Raw genomic sequence first — 19,134 nt, 5'->3', positions numbered from 1 at the left:
ATCTCCTTCTACAAAGGTCAGTTACCCATAATGTAACAGGGCAGCCATGGCTTCCGGTGAGCCTGGAGGCGTGGCAGAGAAGGGCGTGGTAAACATCACGACGATGATAAAGACGATGAAACAGGCGAATAAAATACAACTTAGGGCAAAGCCGCGATTGCGTTTTTTGATAAACAGACGAATCCCGATTACGAAAAGAAGTACCGTCACCGCGACCAGTACAATCGACATTGCGAAGTAGGCTACACCATAAAGTGATTTGAAAAATGCTTCCATGTCTTCTGAACGCTCCTTAGATCCTCATTTTTAGCCAATACAAGTCATTCTTTAGTAGCATACGACAGATTGAACCGTTTGAAAAGTAAACCAGCGTTTGTCTCAAAATCCGTTACACCAAGCAGGACATGTTCCACAGAAAAGGGGCCCCTGCCTTGGACAATCATCCAAGAAAATCATCCATGGGGTGAGTATGTATAAAGAAGGATCATGGTTTGGAGAGAGGAGATCAACCTATGTCGAGACAGTTAGCAAGCAAATGGCGGAAGACGGCTGCGTTAATGAAATACCCGGTAGCTGCTGCTCATATTCCACAGACAAAGGCATTTAATGCAGCTAATTTGCTGTTTATGTTGCAACGTTATGGAATGGTATACATCAAACCCGTTGTTGGCGGCGGAGGATATGGCGTAATCCGAGTATCCAGCAGTGGTGGGGTTTACAAGTATACACATATGAAGGTTACTCGTTCATTCGCAGGCTTCAGACAGATGTATCGTTCCCTTGTGCGGGCGAAGGCCAAACGAAGATATATGATTCAACAAGGGATTCATCTTGCAACCATTCATGGAAGACCTGTGGATTACAGAGTTAAGGTGGTGAAGACTGCACAGGGCTGGGTATTTCGCTCTTTGGTTGGCAGACTTGCTCGTCCGGGGCTGTGTATAACAAATCTGAGTAAAGGGGGCACGATGCTGTCAGGCAAAAGAGCACTCGCCTTATCACTGCCTCACATCGCGAACCGATACAAACGGCAGGAGATGCGTTCTTTAACTTTAACTTGCACACATATCATGGAAAGTCAGTTTCCTGGCATAGGCCAGCTGGGATTTGATTATGGACTGGATCACTCCGGAAGAATATGGATTTTGGAAGTGAATACTAGACCACAATGAAAATTACTGGAAATGCTAAAGAAAACGGAAGAAAAACCGATAGTATATACAAGAGAAATAGGTTGAAAAGTGTTTGAAAATTTTCAGTTTTGGGTAATACATTCGGAGCATCGACGGAAACTATGAAAATTGCTCTAAATTTCCTTTTAATTCTGAATGGTGCAGAGATGCTATCCATCCTGTGTATAAATAATGTCCACATTATCCACTGATATATATTCTATGTTTTTTCCAATTATCAACAAACTATACACAGGATTTCCACACGTCGTTGTGGATAACAAGAACGCTTGTTCTCTTATCCAATCTCTGATATGATAGTTTTGAGGAAAATAAAGGAAAGGTTGTGGCGGGAAATGGCTATGTTATCCGATGAGATGTTGTTGGATTCCTACCATAAAGCGATCGAGCTGGATCTCGAACGAGATTTCATCGCGCTGCTATTGGCAGAAATCCATAAGCGCAAACTGGGTACCGACGTATCTGCCATTCTTCACTAGAGATCCTCATTGCAGGCAATGTTACAGGTTTCCGGACAAGTCCCATAAATAGACAGGCAGCAGCATGCTGGTCTGACAATGGTGACAATACAACAAGTGATTGCAAACGCTCTCGGTTTCGTCTGCCATGTCAGAGGAAGCTTGAAGTTCGTAGGGGCTGTATGGTCCGGTGTAGTCGTCTAATTTGCCGCATTCTGACAGTCCCTGAAGGCAGTGGGGACAAGCCTGCTCCGGTACAACCAGACCGTTACACAGCGGGCATATATAAGACAAGGGTATCCCTCCTGATCATGAGATTTCTCAAGGAGTAAGATACCCTTTTTTGTACCATATTATGTGAAATTTCTTTGAATTAGCGTTTCATATTACTACTGTGTCCAGGGGACAATTTGGCATCCGGATCGAAGTACACTTTCGCATTATTCACTGCAGTCGGAGCTTCGCCGAACCCAACAGCAATCAGTTTCAGCTTGCCGGGATACGTCGTAATATCGCCAGCAGCAAAAATACCTGGAATAGATGTTTCCATACGGGAATCGACAACGATGGAATTGCTGTCAATTTCGATACCCCACTCAGCAATTGGACCGAGGGACGATACGAAACCAAAGTTAACAATCACATCATCCACTTCAATTTCCTGTGTTTCTTTTGTCTTAACATGAGCAAGAGTAACCTTGGTGATGGTGTCATCTCCGTGAAGTTCCGTAATTTCAGTCGGTGTCACAACGTTAACTTTGGAGTTCATCAGATTTTCCACACTGTGCTCATGTGCACGGAATTTGTCCCGGCGGTGAATCAGAGTAACTTGTTCAGCAATGGGCTCCAGCATAAGAGCCCAGTCTACAGCAGAATCTCCGCCGCCGCTAATCAAAACTTTTTTACCAGCAAAAGCGTTTAAATCACTGATGAAGTAATGCAGGTTGGTTTTCTCAAACTTGGCTGCACCTTCAAGTTCAAGGCGACGCGGTTCAAATGCACCTACACCAGCCGTAATAATAACAGCTTTGGCATGATATTCATTCTCATCTGTTTTTACGATGAAATGCTGTTCTTCTTTTTTCTCCACCGATACCACTTTTTCTTCCAGGCGGATGTTCGGGTTAAAGTGGTTCATCTGCTCGATCAGGTTATTCACGAGTTCCTGAGCAGTAACTTTCGGAAAACCGGCTACATCATAAATGTATTTTTCCGGGTAGAGGGCAGCCAGCTGTCCGCCAAGCTGTGGCATGCTTTCAACCAGCGTAACGGAAGCCTGACGCATACCTCCATAAAATGCAGCGAACAGGCCCGCAGGACCACCGCCGATAATAAGTAAATCGGTCATTTCATGACCGGACGTCTGTGCAGTCAAAAATCAACAACACCTTTCTTATTTTAATAGGTAGAGAACAGTGATTATTTTCGCAAATTAGGTCACATCATCTGCATGGTTTCCAAACTGTCTTTTCTATTATAAACGGTGTAATCTGGGTTGCAAAGTCAGCTGGATCACTAATCTGAGAATAAATGATGAAGTTCTGGTGAGAATAGGATGAAATTGGAAATGAAAGGTTATGAAAAATAACAAAAAAAACCTTGATCTTTACGAGAAATACAGATATCCTTGACCTGTACTATGTGTTTTTTTGTCAAAATTAGAGTCATGATATCAGGTCAAGAAACAACCTTGTTTTGTGGAATCTTGTGGTTAATTTCACAACTATAATCGTCGATATTATACGTACAGAAGTTAATATACACTCACGAATTTTACATTTGTCGTCATATTGGATAAGACCTGAGCAATACTTGTAAGTATGAGCATTTTGCATTCCACCTCAATACCAGGAAGGATGCGAGCGAAACCGGAAGGAGTACAGATATGAGCAGCATTCCCAAAATCGTCATTCTCGGAGCGGGATATGGCGGGATTCTGACAGCTCAGCGGCTGCAGAAGGAACTGAACTACAATGAAGCTGACGTCACATTGGTGAATCGGCATGATTATCACTATATTACAACCCATCTACATATGCCGGCAGCCGGCACGGATAAAATAGAGCATGCGAGAGTTTCTATTTCCAAACTGATCGATGAATTCAAGATTGATCTGGTAAAATCATCTGTGAAGGAGATCCGTCTTCAGGATCGTAAAGTCATTCTGGAGGATGGAACGTTGTCTTATGATTACCTGATCATTGGACTAGGCGGAGAACCTGAAACTTTTGGTATACCGGGTATGCTTGACCATGCGATGACCATTCGCAGCATCAACTCTGTCAGGCTGATTCGGGAACATATCGAATATCAATTCGCAATGTACAAAAACGATAATAAACGAAACCGTATTCGGTTTGTTGTGGGGGGAGCAGGTTTCAGCGGAGTGGAATTTGTCGCAGAACTTGCAGATCGTATCCCGCAGCTATGCAAAGAATTTGACGTAGATACGAAGCATGTACACATCTATAATGTTGAAGCTGCACCCTCGGCATTACCGGGATTCGATCCAGAACTTGTGGAGCATGCAATGAATGTGCTGAAGAAAAAAGGCGTAACCTTTAAAATCGGTGTACCAATCAAGCAATGCCTTCCCGATGGGGTTATTGTTGGAGATGGTGAGAAAATTGATGCGGCCACAGTTGTATGGACAGGAGGCATTCGGGGGAATTCCTTACTTGAGCAGGCTGGTCTTGAAGTGATGCGTGGCCGTGTGAAGGTCGATGAATATTTGCGTGCTCCTGGGCACGAGCACGTATATGTGATCGGGGACAACTCCCTTGTGTTTAACAAGGAGGGCAGACCGTATCCGCCAACAGCACAGATTGCGATGCAGCAAGGTGTGAACTGCGCAAAAAATATTGTCGCAGCCATTCGCAACAAGCAGCCTCAGCCTTTTGAATTCACCAGCAAAGGTACGGTAGCCTCATTGGGTAAAGGGGAAGCCATTGCCGTCGTTGGCGATAAAAAGTACAAGGGCTGGAAGGCAGCACAGCTGAAAAAGCTGGTGGATCTCCGTTACTTGTTCATTATCGGTGGCATTCCGCTGGTCCTGAGGAAAGGACGGTTTTTCGGATGAGACATTGCAGTGTACAGGTTCGCGGTCTGTTAACCCGTGAGGAACTGGATCGCTACAACGGTCTGATGCAGGTCGGGGGTTATTTGGAGGAACAGAATCAGTATGACCTCGCCTACATCGTTCAAAAAGAAGTGGACATTCTCATTCTGCCAGCGATTGAGCGGTTGAAGGAAAAGAGCCGTGACCGTGACCGCGCAACTGCCGAATTTCTCGAATCACTGAAAGCGGTTGATGAAGAGGAGCAGGATTAAGTCTCTATTTAAGTTGAAAGAAGTTACTTTACACAGGGCACTTCGATGACAGAATAACCTTCACATCGCTGTTATCCCCAAATTTTTTTGATTCCCTTTTTTAAAGGGGAAAATTCGGTGATAAATGCGACCGCTTCGCTTTTCCAGGTTTTTTCTGTCCTCTCCGTTTTTTGTGTAAACATTAAACAATTCAACTTATATAGATCCTAATCAAGCTTGAAGTAGGTAATATGTATGAACAAAATCACCGCGGAGCAATACATCCGGCGGTGATTTTTTTCTGTATTGAAATAAAAAGAATCGTCCAGCCTTCCTCAATAGAAGGCTGGACGATTCTTGCATGTATGAAACAAATTACAATTTTAGCATCTCTTCTAGAGTGCTTTCGTTTAGCAAGCTTCCGACATAGAAGGAGCCAAATTCGCCGTAGCGTGCACTTACTTCATCAAAGCGCATCTCGTACACGAGTTTTTTGAATTGAAGTGCATCATCTGCGAACAGCGTAACGCCCCATTCCCAATCGTCAAATCCGACAGAGCCGGTAATAATCTGTTTCACTTTACCCGCATAACTGCGGCCAATCATGCCGTGACTGCGCATCATGGTGCGGCGCTCGTCCATGGACAACATGTACCAGTTGTCGTTCAACTCACGCTTTTTGTTCATCGGGTAGAAACAAATGTATTGGCGCTGTGGCAGAACGGGCTTAAGGCGGGCAACAATCTCCGGATTTTGCATCGGATCTTCGCCCTCTTTGCCCAGATAGTTGCTGAGTTCAACTACACTGACATATGAATAAGCTTTAGTTGTGTACTTGGCAAACGTCGTTTTGTTGAAAGCGTTCTCTACTGCCTTCAAATCTTCAAGCGTCTCGCGCAGATGCATCATCACAAAGTCGGCCTTCTGGCCTACAACTGTATAAACTACAGTACTGCCTTGGGAAGCCTCCTCAACGTTTTTCCAATCATTCCAAAACTCTTGAAGCTCGTCCAGGGCAACAGCACGCTCTTCATCGTCGGCTGCTTTCCAGGCGGTCCAGTTCATCGAGCGAAAATCATGCAGGGCATACCAGCCCTCCAGGGTTGATGCGGCTTCGTTCATGGATTTTGTTCCTCCTGCGGATTATATTTCCAAATCCCGGTAAGGGATGGTTTAGTGCTTTATCGTTATATTGTATCCCAATATGAAGCAGAAGGGCAAATGATCTTCTCGTGAAAATCGGGAGATTTGTCCAGAAAGTTCGTTGCTTCGCCACATTTTTTGCGGTAAACTTACTACTATCCAGAAGGGAAAACCGAAAGTGTGAAAGAAGAGGTGAACGTCAGCCGATGCAGTTTATACCTGTGCTTGTATTAATGGTTTTATTTTTTGTCATGATGTTTGGTATCGGTTTCATTTTGAATATGCTTATGAAGACCACCTGGTTTCCTTCCTATCTGTTCGTCATCGTTATTTTGCCTGTGGTGGTATATTCCTTATGGGATCATTCATCTACGCTCATGTCGCACCTTGGATCATTCCAGCTGGTCGATTACATGACTGGGGTTGCAGGCCTGGCGGGTGCGATTATTAGCGGCTGGACGATTCAGAAGCTGCGTTTGGGCGGATATCGGATGTTCTGATGACTGGAAAGTGAAGGCATATGCCGCAATAACTTGAAAAAGTCTTTATCTTTGACGCAAACGCTTACGCGTGCAAAGGGAAGGCTTTTTTGTTGTGATGAACGGTGAGGGGAATGTTTGTCCGCTTTTTTCATAAGCTTAAGATAAATAGATCTAAACGATTTTCGCTTGTAATCTCGCTCTGTAGCTTTTATAGTATTCTAGCGACTCTTTGGCTCTGCTTATTTGAAAATTCGCCCAATTCTGCGAAAACGTGAACGATGTCGACCTAGGACGAAACGGAGAGAGAACGGGTTGGTTTTTTACCTGTTTTTGAGCATTTGAGGATCGGACATTTATGATAGAATAGAAAAACAACCTTTGGGGAAGAAGGAGATCAGGCTATGCGCATGAAGAATTTGCATCATTTTACGGAACATCATCGCTACTGCGTATACAGGGAGTTTGGATTAAGCGCCCTGGACGACCGCATGCTTACAGGAGCTTACCAGCCTATGGTAGGTGCGTTTGCGGTTGGCTTGTATCGGCTGTTATTTCAGCATCTCCCCGGAGAACAGGTCGGTTATTCCCCGCTTGAGCAACAACGAAGGCTGTTCATGACATTGGGGCTGGAACCTAGCGAGAAAGGACGTAAATATCTCGTGGAACAGGCATCCAAGCTGGAAGCAGTAGGTCTGCTCCAGACGTCGAGGGTCTATATTCCAGAAAATGATGATTACATCTATGAGTATGAACTACAGCCGCCGCTCTCGCCAGGAGAGTTTTTCCGCACACAGCATCTGACACTTTTGCTTCGGGACAAAATTGGCAAGTTTGCTGTGTTGTCGCTGAGAGCTGGTTTTTCGGCAGTTGAAAATGGGGATGCACCTTACGTTGCAGCCAATAAAGAAAATATTTCAGTTCCCTTTTACGATATATTTGAGCTTAACACGCATGTTATTGATTACGAGCTGGAGCAGGCACTATCCGAAGTATCCACATCGGCACAGCGAACAGGCACGAATGATGCCGTGGAAGAAAACACACTGAATTACGCGGACATTATTTTACGTTTCCCGCGTGAGTCGGTAAACCGGCGTTATGTGGAACAACTTCGTTTTGATCATGAACAGCTGGGGATCGTCAATTTTGTAGTGAACAAGTTTAATCTAAGCGTGCAGGATGTATGCCGACTGCTCGACGAGGATGGTGTATTCAGCCCGCAAGGACAACTATTGCTGGATGATCTTCAGCACAAGGCGAGCATGCAATTCAGACAAACGAAGAAACGTCAGGAACAGCAGACGGTACAGGCCGCCAAGGTGGTTGCACTTCGCCAGAATATGGAGGAGCCACAGCCATATAATGACTCTGGTGAACCGCCAGTGGAGCACGTTGTTCAGATGGAGTATTATGTCGAGGTTCCGCCGCAATTTGCAACCAAATGTGATATCCATCAATACAATATGATGCTTCGTAACGAGCCGTACACTCGGTTGTTACAGACATTTTTCCCGGGGGCTGTTCCGGATAATCTGGTTGATATTTTTGAAAAAATTGATCTGAGCTATAAGTTGCCTGGTGAAGTGATCAACGTATTGATTCATTATCTGATGGCACTACTTGTATCGGGCGGCGAGCAACGGATTAATCGTAATTTTGTCGAAGCCATTGCCTCCAATATGTTGCTGAAGCAGGTTAATACGTATGAGAAGGCTGTACAATATATCCGTGATCAGGCGAAGGTCAAAGGCAAGCAGGCTGCAGGAGCAGCTGGAACCCGTACCCGTACATACGGCAAAGGAACCAAAGCCAAACCCGAAATTCCGATTGTACAAGACATAAGCCATGATGGGGAACATGTTTCGGAGGAAGAGTTCGAAGAGATGATGCGATTTGCTCAGGAGATGCAGGCGAGCAAGCAAAAAGGAACGTTATAGTTGTGCTTATACATGCGGGTCCCTTGGAAGAGGTGGCTCGCTTTTTTCAATAGATATACGGGGAAGTCAGAAAGCCAGGGGCACCAACCATTTAGAGGAGGGAGCAGATCGTTGACTACGAATCAGAAAGCCATTGAATGCCTTGAAAATAATGATTATGATGCGGCTTTGACTTTATTTCAGGAAGCATTGAATGATTCAAGGGATGTTCAGTCCTTGACGAATCTGGCCTGGATTTATTATCACGAAGAAGATGATGTAGAGGCGGCTATACATTTGGCTCAGGAAGCAGTGGCGTTGAAACCAACCTCGCATTTTCCATACAGTCTGCTGGGTGAATTACTTGTTCTGACGGAGAGATGGGAAGAAGCCGTGGTAGTATTATCGGACTCCATTGCTGTGGAGCCTTCCCAAGAGGCATACAATAACTTAGCTGTTGCCAAATATCATCTCTGTGAGTGGGAAGAGGCTTCAACTTTATTTTTAAAAAGTGCTGGGCCTTCGGATTACGCCATGTATAGTCATGTTCACTGTTTAATTCAGCTGGGGCAAACCATTGAAGCAAAACACAAACTGGATGCCTTCTTGGAAAGTAATGATGATTTTGTTGGAGAGGTACATGTTGCAGAACTGTACTTGGAGCTTGCATGTTTTTCCGAAGCGGTGCATTGGTTTGAAAAATCCTGGAACACCTATGATAAGTCGCCCGACTGGATAAGTAGATATATTTATGCTTTGGTTCAAACGAATGCAATGGAACGTGCGGTTGAAATTGCAGAAGAATGTATTCGGTTAAAACAAGGTGACATTGAGGAAGCACAGGCAGAAGAGTGCGATGAGGATTGGACAGAAAGTGATAAAGCGGCGTACCTGATCGGATTGCAAAATGAAAAAAAGGAATACGAATATCTTATCCAAAAGATATCTCAAGGTTATGTCCCGCCATTTAAGTTTACAACCTCTTTAAGTTCCAGGTGTTACTTGTTCGGCTGCTCAAGACATAAATATCCTGAATATAGGGATTAAATGTATTTCAGAAATAGCCCTTCTCACTTCGACCGAAGTGAAGAGGGCTATCTTTTGTTTTTGGCATTTATCGTCAGCTATAAAGAGGGCGGAATTAAAGAATCCGAGGTATAAATTAAAGAATAGTTGCGAGGGACAAGTTCATGTCAGAGGACGGGTGCTATAATTCAAGACAGAAAAAAAGCATCAGAGGGGGTACCAGATTGCAAATTGTTAACGTTTACAAAAATTTCTTCAAGAACAATATGTTCATGAAAATGCTGCTCATCTTTTCGATGATCTCGATCGTTACGATTATTACATTGTCATATATTATTTTTCTGTCCGTATCGGACTCCACCATACGCCGGGAGCTGGCGATTCAGAAAGCGGCAATGGAGCATGTCGATCGTTACATGCATCAGCAGTATGAATCGGTCCAAAACATGGTGAGGGATATGCACCAGAATGAGGCGTTATCCGCCAACGTCACCTATCTGATGAACCATTCGTACGCCGAGTATGTTCAGCATATGACCAACGGCTATTACGCCAATCGGGATGACTATTCGGCCGAGGTGCTTAACCATTTTCAGAACATCATCAACCGTAATTCAGACATTCACCAGCTCATGTTATACAGTGCCGAGAAACAGGATTTGTTGACCTTTAATCAGTACAAACCGTTCCGCAAGCTGAACACCAATGCGGCCAGATCTTATATTCCCGATGTGATGGCGATGGAGACGCCCAATATCAGTGCTCCCAATTACTGGATTCGCAAGGCCGTCAATCTATGGGACCCTGAATTGTATGCTATTCGTGTGCCCATTAACAATACTCAGACGTTGCGTAATATCGGTCAGTTCCTCATCTTCTTTGACTCAAAAGGCATCGGCAATGCTCTGGATAACTACGAACGCAATCTGAAGGGGGATATCGTGGTGCTGTCCGCCAAAGGCACGGTGTTGTTCGACTCCAGCGCAAAATACTACGGCAAGAAATATCCCTATGTGGAAGCGGCAGATTCCCTGTTTGACCAGACAGACATGGATGCGATGAAAAAGAATCAGAACCTGTATATAAACCGATTTGTATCCGCTGATCAAGGATATGTGGTGATCGGTACCGTTCCTGTGAAAGAGATGGCAGAATCGTACGCGGGTATTCGCAATACCATTATCTCCATTAGCCTGATTTCCCTGTTGTTTGCCGTGCTGGTTCCGGCTTTTTTCATTATTAACTTTGCCAAGCGTACCCGCAGAATCATTCGTTTCACCCAAAAAGTAAAATACGGCAATCTGTCTGCTCGCATTGATGATGCGAGAGAGGATGAACTGGGACAAATATCGCACAGCTTTAACGAGATGCTGGATGAATTGAATCTGTATATTGAACGGGTATACAAGGCCGAGATCAGACAAAAGGAGACTGAACTGGTAGCGCTTCAGGCGCGAATTAACCCGCACTTCCTTTACAATACACTTGAAGTAATCCGCATGAGGGCTATTTCCCAGGGGGCGAGAGATGTAGGGGAGATGATCTACAGTTTGTCTGTCCTGTTCAAAAGCCTTGTGCAGCAAAAACCTAATTATACGTTGAAGGATGAGATGGAAGCCTGCCGTTTGTATCTGGAGCTGTTCCGTATCCGGTACAAGGATATTTTTATATATACGATTCAGATCGATAGCATCTATTACGGGCATCCGGTGGTGAAGCTTTCACTGCAGCCCATCATTGAAAATTATGTGGTACATGGTATACGAACGGAGCGTAGTGACAATCGATTGTCGATTACGGTGGTGGAAGCGGGTGGTGCCCTGCAGATTGAGGTACGGGACAATGGCAAGGGCATTGATCCGTCCAGGCTTACAGAAATTCAGGAGGAACTGGAACGTCCCGAGGAATCCGGTCAGATGTTTGGACTGCGAAGTGTGCACAGCCGATTAAGGTATCTGTACGGTCCGCAGTTCGGAATTACGATTGTGAGCACGCTGGAAGAAGGCACCATGATCAGAGTGAGATATCCAACCCATTCGGAAGGGAAAGGTGTATGACATGTACAAGGTGTTTATTGTGGACGATGAGCCGTTCATCATTGAAGGTTTATACGATATTGTGGACTGGTCTTCGTTCGGGATGGAAATTGTAAATCATGCAGGCAATGGGCAGGCAGCTCTGCAAGCTCTTCCCGATCAGCCGGTGGATATCCTGATAACGGACATTTCGATGCCCTTGATGAACGGACTCGACCTGATCCAGGAAGCCAGACAATTACAGCCCGAGTTGAAGGTGATTATTCTGAGCGGATTTAATGAATTCGAGTATTTAAAAGAAGGCATGAAGCTTGGCATCGAAAATTATCTGCTCAAACCAATTAATGTGGATGAACTTCAGTCCACGCTTCGGAACACAGCAGCTAAGCTGGACCAGCTTGTCACACCACATCTGGAGGAGAAATACGGCATCCAGATGTTGAAGGATAATATTATGCATCGCTGGCTTACCGGGCAAATTGCCGCAGCAGAGTTTGAGGAACGTGCCCGGTTCATGAATCTCTCACTGGATGCACCTTGTGTTGTTGTCGCCGTGCTGCGTGACATAGCTCAGGCGCACAAGGCAGAGATGTTGTTTGCACAAGTCGAACAGTTGGCGGGAGAATATGCCCGCCTGAACATTTTTCAGGATATGAACGGAGATATCGTGCTTGTAGCCAACATAGAAGACGAACCGGATGAAAAAAACAGGCTGATGCTTGGTTTGCATAAGCTGGCAGACCGGCTGGCGGTGATGTATCCCGATCTGCATATCGGTGCTGGCCGTTTGCTGAAAGGTCTGTATCAGGCTCCAGTGAGTTATGAAGAGGCAAAGAAGGCACTCCAGTATGTGATGATTTACCCTGAACGGAGAGTTATCGACCATGCCATGCTGGATCAACAAGGCCATGCGGCGTTTTCCTTCTTTATAGATTGGAGAGCGTACGCGAAGCTGATTTTGTCCCGCAGCGCAGAGCAGTTGGCGGAGCGGATTCGCACCGATTTTGAATTGCATCGCCATGAACTCACACCTGAGCAGTTACAAAATACGGCACTGGAAGTAGTAATTCGTTTCAAGATGGAGCTGGAGGGCATCAAACATGCGGAGGAAACGGTAATCTATCGGCAAGGACTTCGTCAGGTACTGGATAGTACAACCTTTGATGAACTGGTACATACATTGCAGTTGTTGGCCACCCGGACGATTGAGTCCCTGCTCCAGGATATGCGGAATCCCGTTGTGAATCAGGTGCTTCAGCATATCGACAAGCATTATGCCGAAGAGCTTTCCTTGAAGCTGCTTGGTGCACAGTACCATCTGCATCCAGTTTATTTGGGTCAGCTTTTCCATAAAGAGACAGGGGAGACCTTTGCTGAGTACATCAACAAGTATCGAATCGAACGTGCCAAGGAGCAGCTGCGCAGCTCCAATCTGAAGGTGCAGGAGATCGCCCGGAACGTAGGGTATTGGGATACCGGTTATTTTTATAAACAGTTTCGCAAATATGTGGGCATCTCGCCGACTGACTTTAAAGTATTTGGATAATGAAGTGCAGAGCAATTTAATTATTTGGTGACAAAAACAAGCTAACTGCCCGAATTCCCTTTAATTTGTACCTCGAAACCTTAAGTTTATCTTCTTTTTGTAAGTGCTTTCATTCGATAAGGTTAAAGCAGTTAGTTGAAGGTGCCAAGGGGAACATCAGAAGGAAACACCAAAAGGGAGGATCATGCAAATGAGTAAAGTCAGGAAACATTTATCGCTCGTTCTTTCGTTGTTAATGGCTGTTACACTTGTTCTTAGCGCTTGCGGCAGCAGTAAAGAGGCTTCTGATTCTGGCGGAGCAGGCGATAACCCCGTGCAGTTGATCTGGTACACCATCGGCACACCGCAGAAGGATGTTAACAAGGTTATGGAGGAAGTCAGCAAATATACTAAAGAGAAAATTAATGCTACCGTGACGATGAAAATGGTGGACTGGGGTGACTATACTCAGAAAATGCAAGTGAACGTAGCATCCGGTGAACCGATGGACATTATCTTTACTTCTGCCGGTGGTTTTGACTACGTGCAAAATGCCAGAAAGGGCGCATTCCTCGAACTGGATGATCTGCTTGCCAAATACGGTCAGGACCTGACTAAAACCATTGATCCGGCTTTCCTGAATGGTTCCAAGGTAGATGGTCACAATTATGGTATTCCGGCCAACAAGGAGCTGCCGCAGCAGGAAGTCTGGCGTTTCAACAAAACGCTGCTAGATCAATATAAACTGGATACTTCCGGGATCCGTACGTTAGATAGCCTGGAACCTTTGCTTAAAACAATCCAGGAAAATGAGCCAAGTGTTACTCCTTTTGCCATGGATAAAAACTACGTGCCGTACGTGCCATACGACTATGTAATCCAGAACCTGCCGATGGCCGTAAAGCTGGACACTACCGATTACAAGATCGTGAACATTCTGGAAACACCAGAAATGAAGGAAGCGCTAACAACGATGCACAAATATTATAAAGCGGGTTATGTGTCGGCTGAAGCGGCAACAACAGGCTCTACCAATGATCTGACAACGTCGGGCAACTGGTTCCTGGATCGTGCACAGACCCAGCCGCTCGCAGACAATCTATGGTCGGCAAGTTACGGTTATCCTGTCGTATCCACACCGGCAAGTGACGCCATTATTACCAACACATCGGTACAGGGCTCCATCATGGCAATCTCGGCCAACTCGGAATACCCGGAGAAAGCGATGGAATTCCTGAACCTGCTGAATACAGACCCGGTGCTGCGCAATATGGTGGACTCGGGCATTGAGGGCACACACTACAAAAAAGTGGAAGATACTCATATGGAAAACCTGCCTGAATCCAAAAACTATGATATGCCTTCCTACTCTCTCGGTAATAACATGCTGCTCTATCTGAACAGCAATGATCCGGATGACAAATGGGATGAATTCAAAAAGTTCAATGCAGAAGGCGCGGATTCGCCAATCCTCAGCTTTAACTTTGATGCAAGCAAGGTATCTGCCGAGTTGACGGCAGTACAGAACGTGAAGGAGCAGTATTGGGCAGCATTAATGACAGGTACCATCGACCCGGCAACCAATCTAGATCAAGTGATTGAGAAGTTCAATCAAGCCGGACTGGAGAAAGTGATGGCTGAAGCCCAAAGCCAGCTGGATGCCTGGAGAGCAGAAAACAAGTAAGAAAATGAGAGGAGGGATCGGGCGGCTGTTTGTAGCGTTCGATCCTTTTCTCATTCATAGCCTGAAGGAGGATCCCCGCAATGAGTACATTTTTTAAACATCTGATCAAAAACCGAGTCATGCTGCTCATGGTGCTGCCCGGCGCTATCTGGTTTTTCTTCTTCTCGTACCTGCCGCTTGTAGGCACCGTCGCAGCCTTTAAGCAATACCGCTTCAGTCGTGAAGGCTTCTGGGCCAGCCTGAGGAAGAGTGAGTGGGTAGGGTGGGACAACTTTAAATTTTTGTTCAGCACCAATGATGCCTGGCTGATTACACGCAATACGCTTTTGTATAATATCGCCATCATTTTTCTGGGTCTGGTCTGTGCGGTTGGACTTGCAATCCTGCTCTCCGAACTGATCAACAAACGTCTTGCCAAGCTGTATCAAACCGGGATGTTCCTGCCGTATTTTCTATCCTGGGTCATTGTTGGTTACTTCGTATTCAGCTTCCTGAGTATGGATCGCGGCATGTTGAATCAGATGATTGGCTGGTTCGGATTCGAACCGATTCAGTGGTATTCGGAGGCCAAGTATTGGCCGTATATTCTGATTTTTGTGGCGTTGTGGAAAACGATCGGATACAGCAGTATCGTCTACCTCGCCTCCATTCTGGGTATCGACAAGTCGCTGTATGAAGCCGCCATGATTGACGGTGCGAGCAAATGGCAGCAGATTCGCAACATTACGATACCGTTGCTGTCTCCAATTATTACGATTATGACCCTGCTCGCTGTGGGACGTATTTTCTACGCGGATTTTGGCCTCTTTTATCAAGTGCCGAGAGATTCGGGAACGCTGTATTCCGTTACAAACGTGATCGATACGTATGTGTATCGCGGTCTGAAAACAAGCGGCGAGATCGGCATGAGCACGGCAGCAGGTTTGTATCAATCCGTTGTAGGCTTTGTGCTTGTCATCATCTCCAACTATGTGGTTCGCAAAATCGATAAAGACAGCAGCTTATTCTAGGAAACAAGAAAGGTGTGAACTTCTGTGGCTCATGCTAGGCTTGTCAAAAAACGCGACTTCCACCACGTATCTGCTGCCTGGAACGTGATTATGAATATCATCGCCGGACTCTTTGCATTAATCTGTGTATTTCCGTTTGTCTTTGTTGTCATCATCTCGTTTACGGATGAAAAGGTGCTGGCTCGTGACGGGTATCGTCTGATTCCGGCGGAATGGAGCCTCGCGGCCTATCAGTTTGTGTGGCAGAGCGGGGATACGCTGCTGCGGGCGTATGGCGTGACCATTCTGGTGACGGTACTGGGCACGATCATAAGTCTAGTTCTGATGTCACTGTATGCCTATGCGATCTCTCGCAAGAGTTTCCGTTATCGGAGGTTTTTCTCCATCTTTGCCATCCTGACGATGCTGTTCAACGGCGGCATGATCCCGACATATATGGTGGTTTCTCAGCTACTTGGCATGAAGGATACGATCTGGGCATTAATTCTGCCGCTGGCGATGAACGCTTTTTACATCATGATCTTGCGTACGTTCTACTCGACCAGTGTACCGGATGCAATTATCGAATCGGCGAGAATTGATGGTGCCGGAGAATTTTATACGTTTCTGAAAATCGTCATTCCTTTGTCGCTGCCGGGTCTGGCCACGATTGGTTTGTTTAGTACACTCGGCTATTGGAACGACTGGTTCAATGCCCTTTTATATATTGATAATCCCAATCTGGTGCCGCTGCAATCGATGCTGATGCGAATTGAGTCGAGCATTCAATTTATTCAGCAGAACTCGGCTAGCAGCTCGATGAGTCTGGCTGCCATGCAGTCCATTCCGCAGGATACATCCCGGATGGCCATGGTTGTGCTAGCCACACTGCCGATCATATTCGCTTATCCGTTCTTCCAGCGTTATTTCGTGCAGGGGCTGACGGTGGGTGCAGTGAAAGAATAACCGGAGTCCTCTTAAGAAATGGAGAGTTATAAATTGATGTTATACAAGAATGAAAGAAGAACCGTTACCGAATGAGTCGGGCAGGAGACTATACAACAAGATTTGAAAGAGGGGGACTACCGCTACGACACAATCAAAATCCAACCCGAGTTAGATTGTAACCGAGAGGTTACGCCAATTATAGAGTTCGACGATTTTCCAGATGTATCTGTTGAGTTATTGGTGGCTTTTCTATAGAATGAACAGTATTAAACAACCAAAAGGGGGCTTGAAGCCATGGAATCCTTGGGAGGACTGCTTCAGCAGCTGAACCCTTCCTTTCGTGAGCAGTCGCGGCGAATTATGGCGGATTTGTTGGAAGACCCGTACGTGCGCGAGTTCCGCGCAGGTCATCCTGAACTGAAAGATACACAGCTCATGCCCGATCTGAGCAAGCTGTTTCAGTATGCCAAAGATTCGAAGAACTGCGCGAATTGTCCGGGACTCGACAACTGTCCCAACGATTTTCAGGGTCATTTCTGCAAACTGGAAGTAGAGAATTTCAACGGTAAACCCGAAATTATAGATATTAAAGCACCTTGCTCGAAACAGATCGCCCGGCAAAATGAACATATCATCAAACAGCGGATTCGCAGTTTTTACGTGGATGAGCGTGCCCTAAGTGCTGGATATAATGATGTGGAAATTATGGGTAAAGATCGTATGCGTGCGCCAGCGGTGAACCGTGTGCTTCGTTACATTAGCGAGACCAAGGCCAATGGACTTTCAACGCAGGGGTTATATCTGGAAGGTTCGTTTGGAACGGGCAAAACGTTTCTGATGTGTTATTTGCTACATGAACTCGCGGTTGCGGGGCATACAGGTGTCATCATTTATATGCCTGACTTTGTAGAGGATTTGAAATCCATGATCAGTGAAGGACAGAAGCTCAAGGAAATGACGGATGTTCTGAAAAGCTGTGACCTGCTCATCTTTGACGATATTGGTGCAGAGAACCTGAACCCATGGGTACGGGATCATGTGATGGGCTCTATTCTCAACTATAGGATGAATCGCAAGCCAACGTTCTATACGTCCAATTACAATCTGGAAGGGCTTGAGAAACACTTGAGCTTTACGAACCGGGATGGCGAGGAATCGAACAAAGGTCAACGTCTGATGGATCGGATTCGTCCATTTGTGGATGTTATTCAGGTACGGGGCGAAAATCAGCGGGGGAAGAGTTAAGTCATTTTTCTTTTTAAGACAAGTCCTCATGCCGGAAAGTTACATTGCATTAACAGCTGGAATCATTGTGATCTTACGTTAAAAATAGATGAACCAAAAAAGCCTGGCTTTCGCAATATGCGAGAACCGGGCTTTTTTGGTCTGCGGGAGCCTGAAACTGCCTTGAACATCCTATTCGGTCAGGAATTTAAAAATTACCATACCAAAAAAGATAACAGTCATCAGGCCGCCCATGCCGACAACGCCCATAATCAGATCAAAGAGATCGCTACGCGGCTCTTCGTTCACATGTTCACGCGGGTCGGTCATCCGAATATTAGCGTCCATTGTGTTGCCTCCTTTGAGGATTGACAGCTTGACCTGCAAGCAGGGCTACAATCCGGAGTAATTTTAGTATACTTGGAAAAGAAAGCGTTTGTAAAGATTTTGCAGACGACCTGCTATACCTGTAATTGTGAAGATTTCATGTTGGGAAGATGAACATTAGCTGTTCATTTCACATGTCAAACGCACATGTGTTATACTGGAAGTGTCGTTCACGACGTTACAGGTTAAAATAAAACCGTAAGTATATATAAGGAGGACAATTTCATGGCTATTGTTAACGTATCCGATCAATCCTTTAACACAGAAGTCGAAGGAGAAGGAACGGTTCTGGTTGATTTCTGGGCGCCTTGGTGTGGTCCTTGCAAAATGCTCGCTCCAATCCTGGAAGAGCTGTCCACAGAAGTTGGCGATTCCGTAAAAATTGCTAAAGTAAACGTGGATGAGAATCCAGAGTCTGCTTCCCGTTTCGGCGTAATGAGCATTCCAACACTGATCTTCTTCAAAGATGGTCAACCGGTTGATAAAGTGGTTGGTTTGAACTCCAAAGAAGCACTTAAAGGAATCATCGAAAAACATCAATAAGATGTAAAACACTTTATAAGTGCAGGCTGACACATCGCCTCCGGTTTACATGCCGGGGGCGTTTTGCGTCGATAAGCGATATGTAGGACAATATAAAAGTAATATATAAATGATGTGATAAATTATTTATATTATATAATTGAATATAAAATGAAACTGGAAATTTACATGATTAACGGAGAGGACAGAAATGAACAGGAGAAGCGAAGCTAAAAGCTTTCTGAAAGAAAGCTGCATCGGAAAAATACGCTTTAGCCTTTATCACCGGATT

At 45.4% G+C, this 19,134-nt stretch carries 19 protein-coding genes; 14 read left to right on the top strand and 5 right to left on the bottom strand.

Going from position 1 to position 19,134, the window contains the following annotated elements; genetic code table 11:
• Positions 1-21 precede the first annotated feature (21 nt).
• A complete protein-coding gene (locus EC604_RS13655; RefSeq protein ID WP_123064687.1) occupies positions 22-276 on the bottom strand; it encodes a hypothetical protein in 255 nt (84 codons plus the stop codon).
• A 236-nt stretch (positions 277-512) separates the two neighbouring features.
• Here EC604_RS13655 and EC604_RS13650 point away from each other — a divergent pair, with 236 nt between their 5' ends.
• Both EC604_RS13650 and EC604_RS13645 read left to right on the top strand, forming a co-directional pair.
• Entirely contained in the window at positions 513-1,172 is a 660-nt protein-coding gene (locus EC604_RS13650; protein WP_123064686.1) for a YheC/YheD family protein, read from the top strand.
• A gap of 356 nt (positions 1,173-1,528) precedes the next feature.
• Positions 1,529-1,672, top strand: coding sequence for a sporulation histidine kinase inhibitor Sda (locus tag EC604_RS13645; RefSeq protein ID WP_024632651.1), 144 nt, complete (start codon positions 1,529-1,531; stop codon positions 1,670-1,672).
• 21 nt (positions 1,673-1,693) lie between these two features.
• On the opposite strand, the gene EC604_RS13640 is transcribed toward EC604_RS13645, so the two are convergent.
• The gene (locus EC604_RS13640; protein WP_192895110.1) at positions 1,694-1,945 is read right to left on the bottom strand and encodes a hypothetical protein; all 252 of its coding nucleotides are present in this window, start codon (positions 1,943-1,945) and stop codon (positions 1,694-1,696) included.
• A 79-nt stretch (positions 1,946-2,024) separates the two neighbouring features.
• Positions 2,025-3,026: an NAD(P)/FAD-dependent oxidoreductase gene (locus EC604_RS13635; protein WP_123064685.1), complete on the bottom strand. Its 1,002-nt coding sequence runs from the start codon at positions 3,024-3,026 to the stop codon at positions 2,025-2,027.
• A gap of 510 nt (positions 3,027-3,536) precedes the next feature.
• Between EC604_RS13635 and EC604_RS13630 the strand changes: the two genes are divergently transcribed.
• Both EC604_RS13630 and EC604_RS13625 read left to right on the top strand, forming a co-directional pair.
• Positions 3,537-4,730, top strand: coding sequence for an NAD(P)/FAD-dependent oxidoreductase (locus EC604_RS13630; RefSeq protein WP_123064684.1), 1,194 nt, complete (start codon positions 3,537-3,539; stop codon positions 4,728-4,730).
• Positions 4,727-4,981 (top strand): hypothetical protein, encoded by a 255-nt coding sequence (locus EC604_RS13625; protein WP_123064683.1) that lies wholly within the window; start codon positions 4,727-4,729, stop codon positions 4,979-4,981. Before EC604_RS13630 ends, EC604_RS13625 begins: the two co-directional genes overlap by 4 nt.
• A gap of 354 nt (positions 4,982-5,335) precedes the next feature.
• Here the strand turns inward: EC604_RS13625 and hemQ are convergent, their stop codons facing one another.
• Positions 5,336-6,082 carry a hydrogen peroxide-dependent heme synthase gene (gene hemQ, locus EC604_RS13620; protein ID WP_123064682.1) on the bottom strand — a complete coding sequence of 249 codons (747 nt, stop codon included), beginning with the start codon at positions 6,080-6,082 and terminating at the stop codon, positions 5,336-5,338.
• Between the two features lie 227 nt (positions 6,083-6,309).
• On the opposite strand from hemQ, the gene EC604_RS13615 reads away from it, so the two are divergent.
• The 9 genes from EC604_RS13615 (at position 6,310) to dnaI (ending at position 17,954) form a co-directional block, all read left to right on the top strand.
• Positions 6,310-6,603, top strand: coding sequence for a YuiB family protein (locus EC604_RS13615; protein ID WP_123064681.1), 294 nt, complete (start codon positions 6,310-6,312; stop codon positions 6,601-6,603).
• Between the two features lie 383 nt (positions 6,604-6,986).
• Positions 6,987-8,522 (top strand): DnaD domain protein, encoded by a 1,536-nt coding sequence (locus EC604_RS13610; RefSeq protein WP_123064680.1) that lies wholly within the window; start codon positions 6,987-6,989, stop codon positions 8,520-8,522.
• A gap of 111 nt (positions 8,523-8,633) precedes the next feature.
• Positions 8,634-9,548, top strand: a complete 915-nt coding sequence (locus EC604_RS13605; RefSeq protein WP_240036862.1) for a tetratricopeptide repeat protein — start codon at positions 8,634-8,636, stop codon at positions 9,546-9,548.
• Between the two features lie 143 nt (positions 9,549-9,691).
• A complete protein-coding gene (locus EC604_RS13600; protein WP_123064679.1) occupies positions 9,692-11,584 on the top strand; it encodes a sensor histidine kinase in 1,893 nt (630 codons plus the stop codon).
• Between the two features lies 1 nt (position 11,585).
• Positions 11,586-13,109: a response regulator transcription factor gene (locus EC604_RS13595; RefSeq protein WP_123064678.1), complete on the top strand. Its 1,524-nt coding sequence runs from the start codon at positions 11,586-11,588 to the stop codon at positions 13,107-13,109.
• 190 nt (positions 13,110-13,299) lie between these two features.
• Positions 13,300-14,772, top strand: a complete 1,473-nt coding sequence (locus EC604_RS13590; RefSeq protein WP_123064677.1) for an ABC transporter substrate-binding protein — start codon at positions 13,300-13,302, stop codon at positions 14,770-14,772.
• Between the two features lie 80 nt (positions 14,773-14,852).
• Positions 14,853-15,782 (top strand): ABC transporter permease, encoded by a 930-nt coding sequence (locus EC604_RS13585; protein ID WP_123064676.1) that lies wholly within the window; start codon positions 14,853-14,855, stop codon positions 15,780-15,782.
• Positions 15,783-15,872: 90 nt separating this feature from the next.
• On the top strand, positions 15,873-16,727 hold the full coding sequence (locus EC604_RS13580) for a carbohydrate ABC transporter permease (protein WP_430538781.1): 855 nt from the start codon (positions 15,873-15,875) through the stop codon (positions 16,725-16,727).
• 276 nt (positions 16,728-17,003) lie between these two features.
• Positions 17,004-17,954, top strand: a complete 951-nt coding sequence (gene dnaI, locus EC604_RS13575; protein ID WP_090919464.1) for a primosomal protein DnaI — start codon at positions 17,004-17,006, stop codon at positions 17,952-17,954.
• A 171-nt stretch (positions 17,955-18,125) separates the two neighbouring features.
• On the opposite strand, the gene EC604_RS13570 is transcribed toward dnaI, so the two are convergent.
• Entirely contained in the window at positions 18,126-18,281 is a 156-nt protein-coding gene (locus tag EC604_RS13570) for a YqzM family protein (RefSeq protein ID WP_090919461.1), read from the bottom strand.
• A gap of 264 nt (positions 18,282-18,545) precedes the next feature.
• On the opposite strand from EC604_RS13570, the gene trxA reads away from it, so the two are divergent.
• On the top strand, positions 18,546-18,863 hold the full coding sequence (trxA, locus tag EC604_RS13565) for a thioredoxin (RefSeq protein ID WP_090919457.1): 318 nt from the start codon (positions 18,546-18,548) through the stop codon (positions 18,861-18,863).
• The last annotated feature ends 271 nt before the right edge of the window (positions 18,864-19,134 follow it).

This window comes from Paenibacillus amylolyticus (genome assembly GCF_003719335.1).
Lineage (GTDB): Bacteria > Bacillota > Bacilli > Paenibacillales > Paenibacillaceae > Paenibacillus > Paenibacillus amylolyticus_D.
Note: the sequence above shows the minus strand (reverse complement) of the source record. Positions and strands in the feature narration are given on the sequence as shown.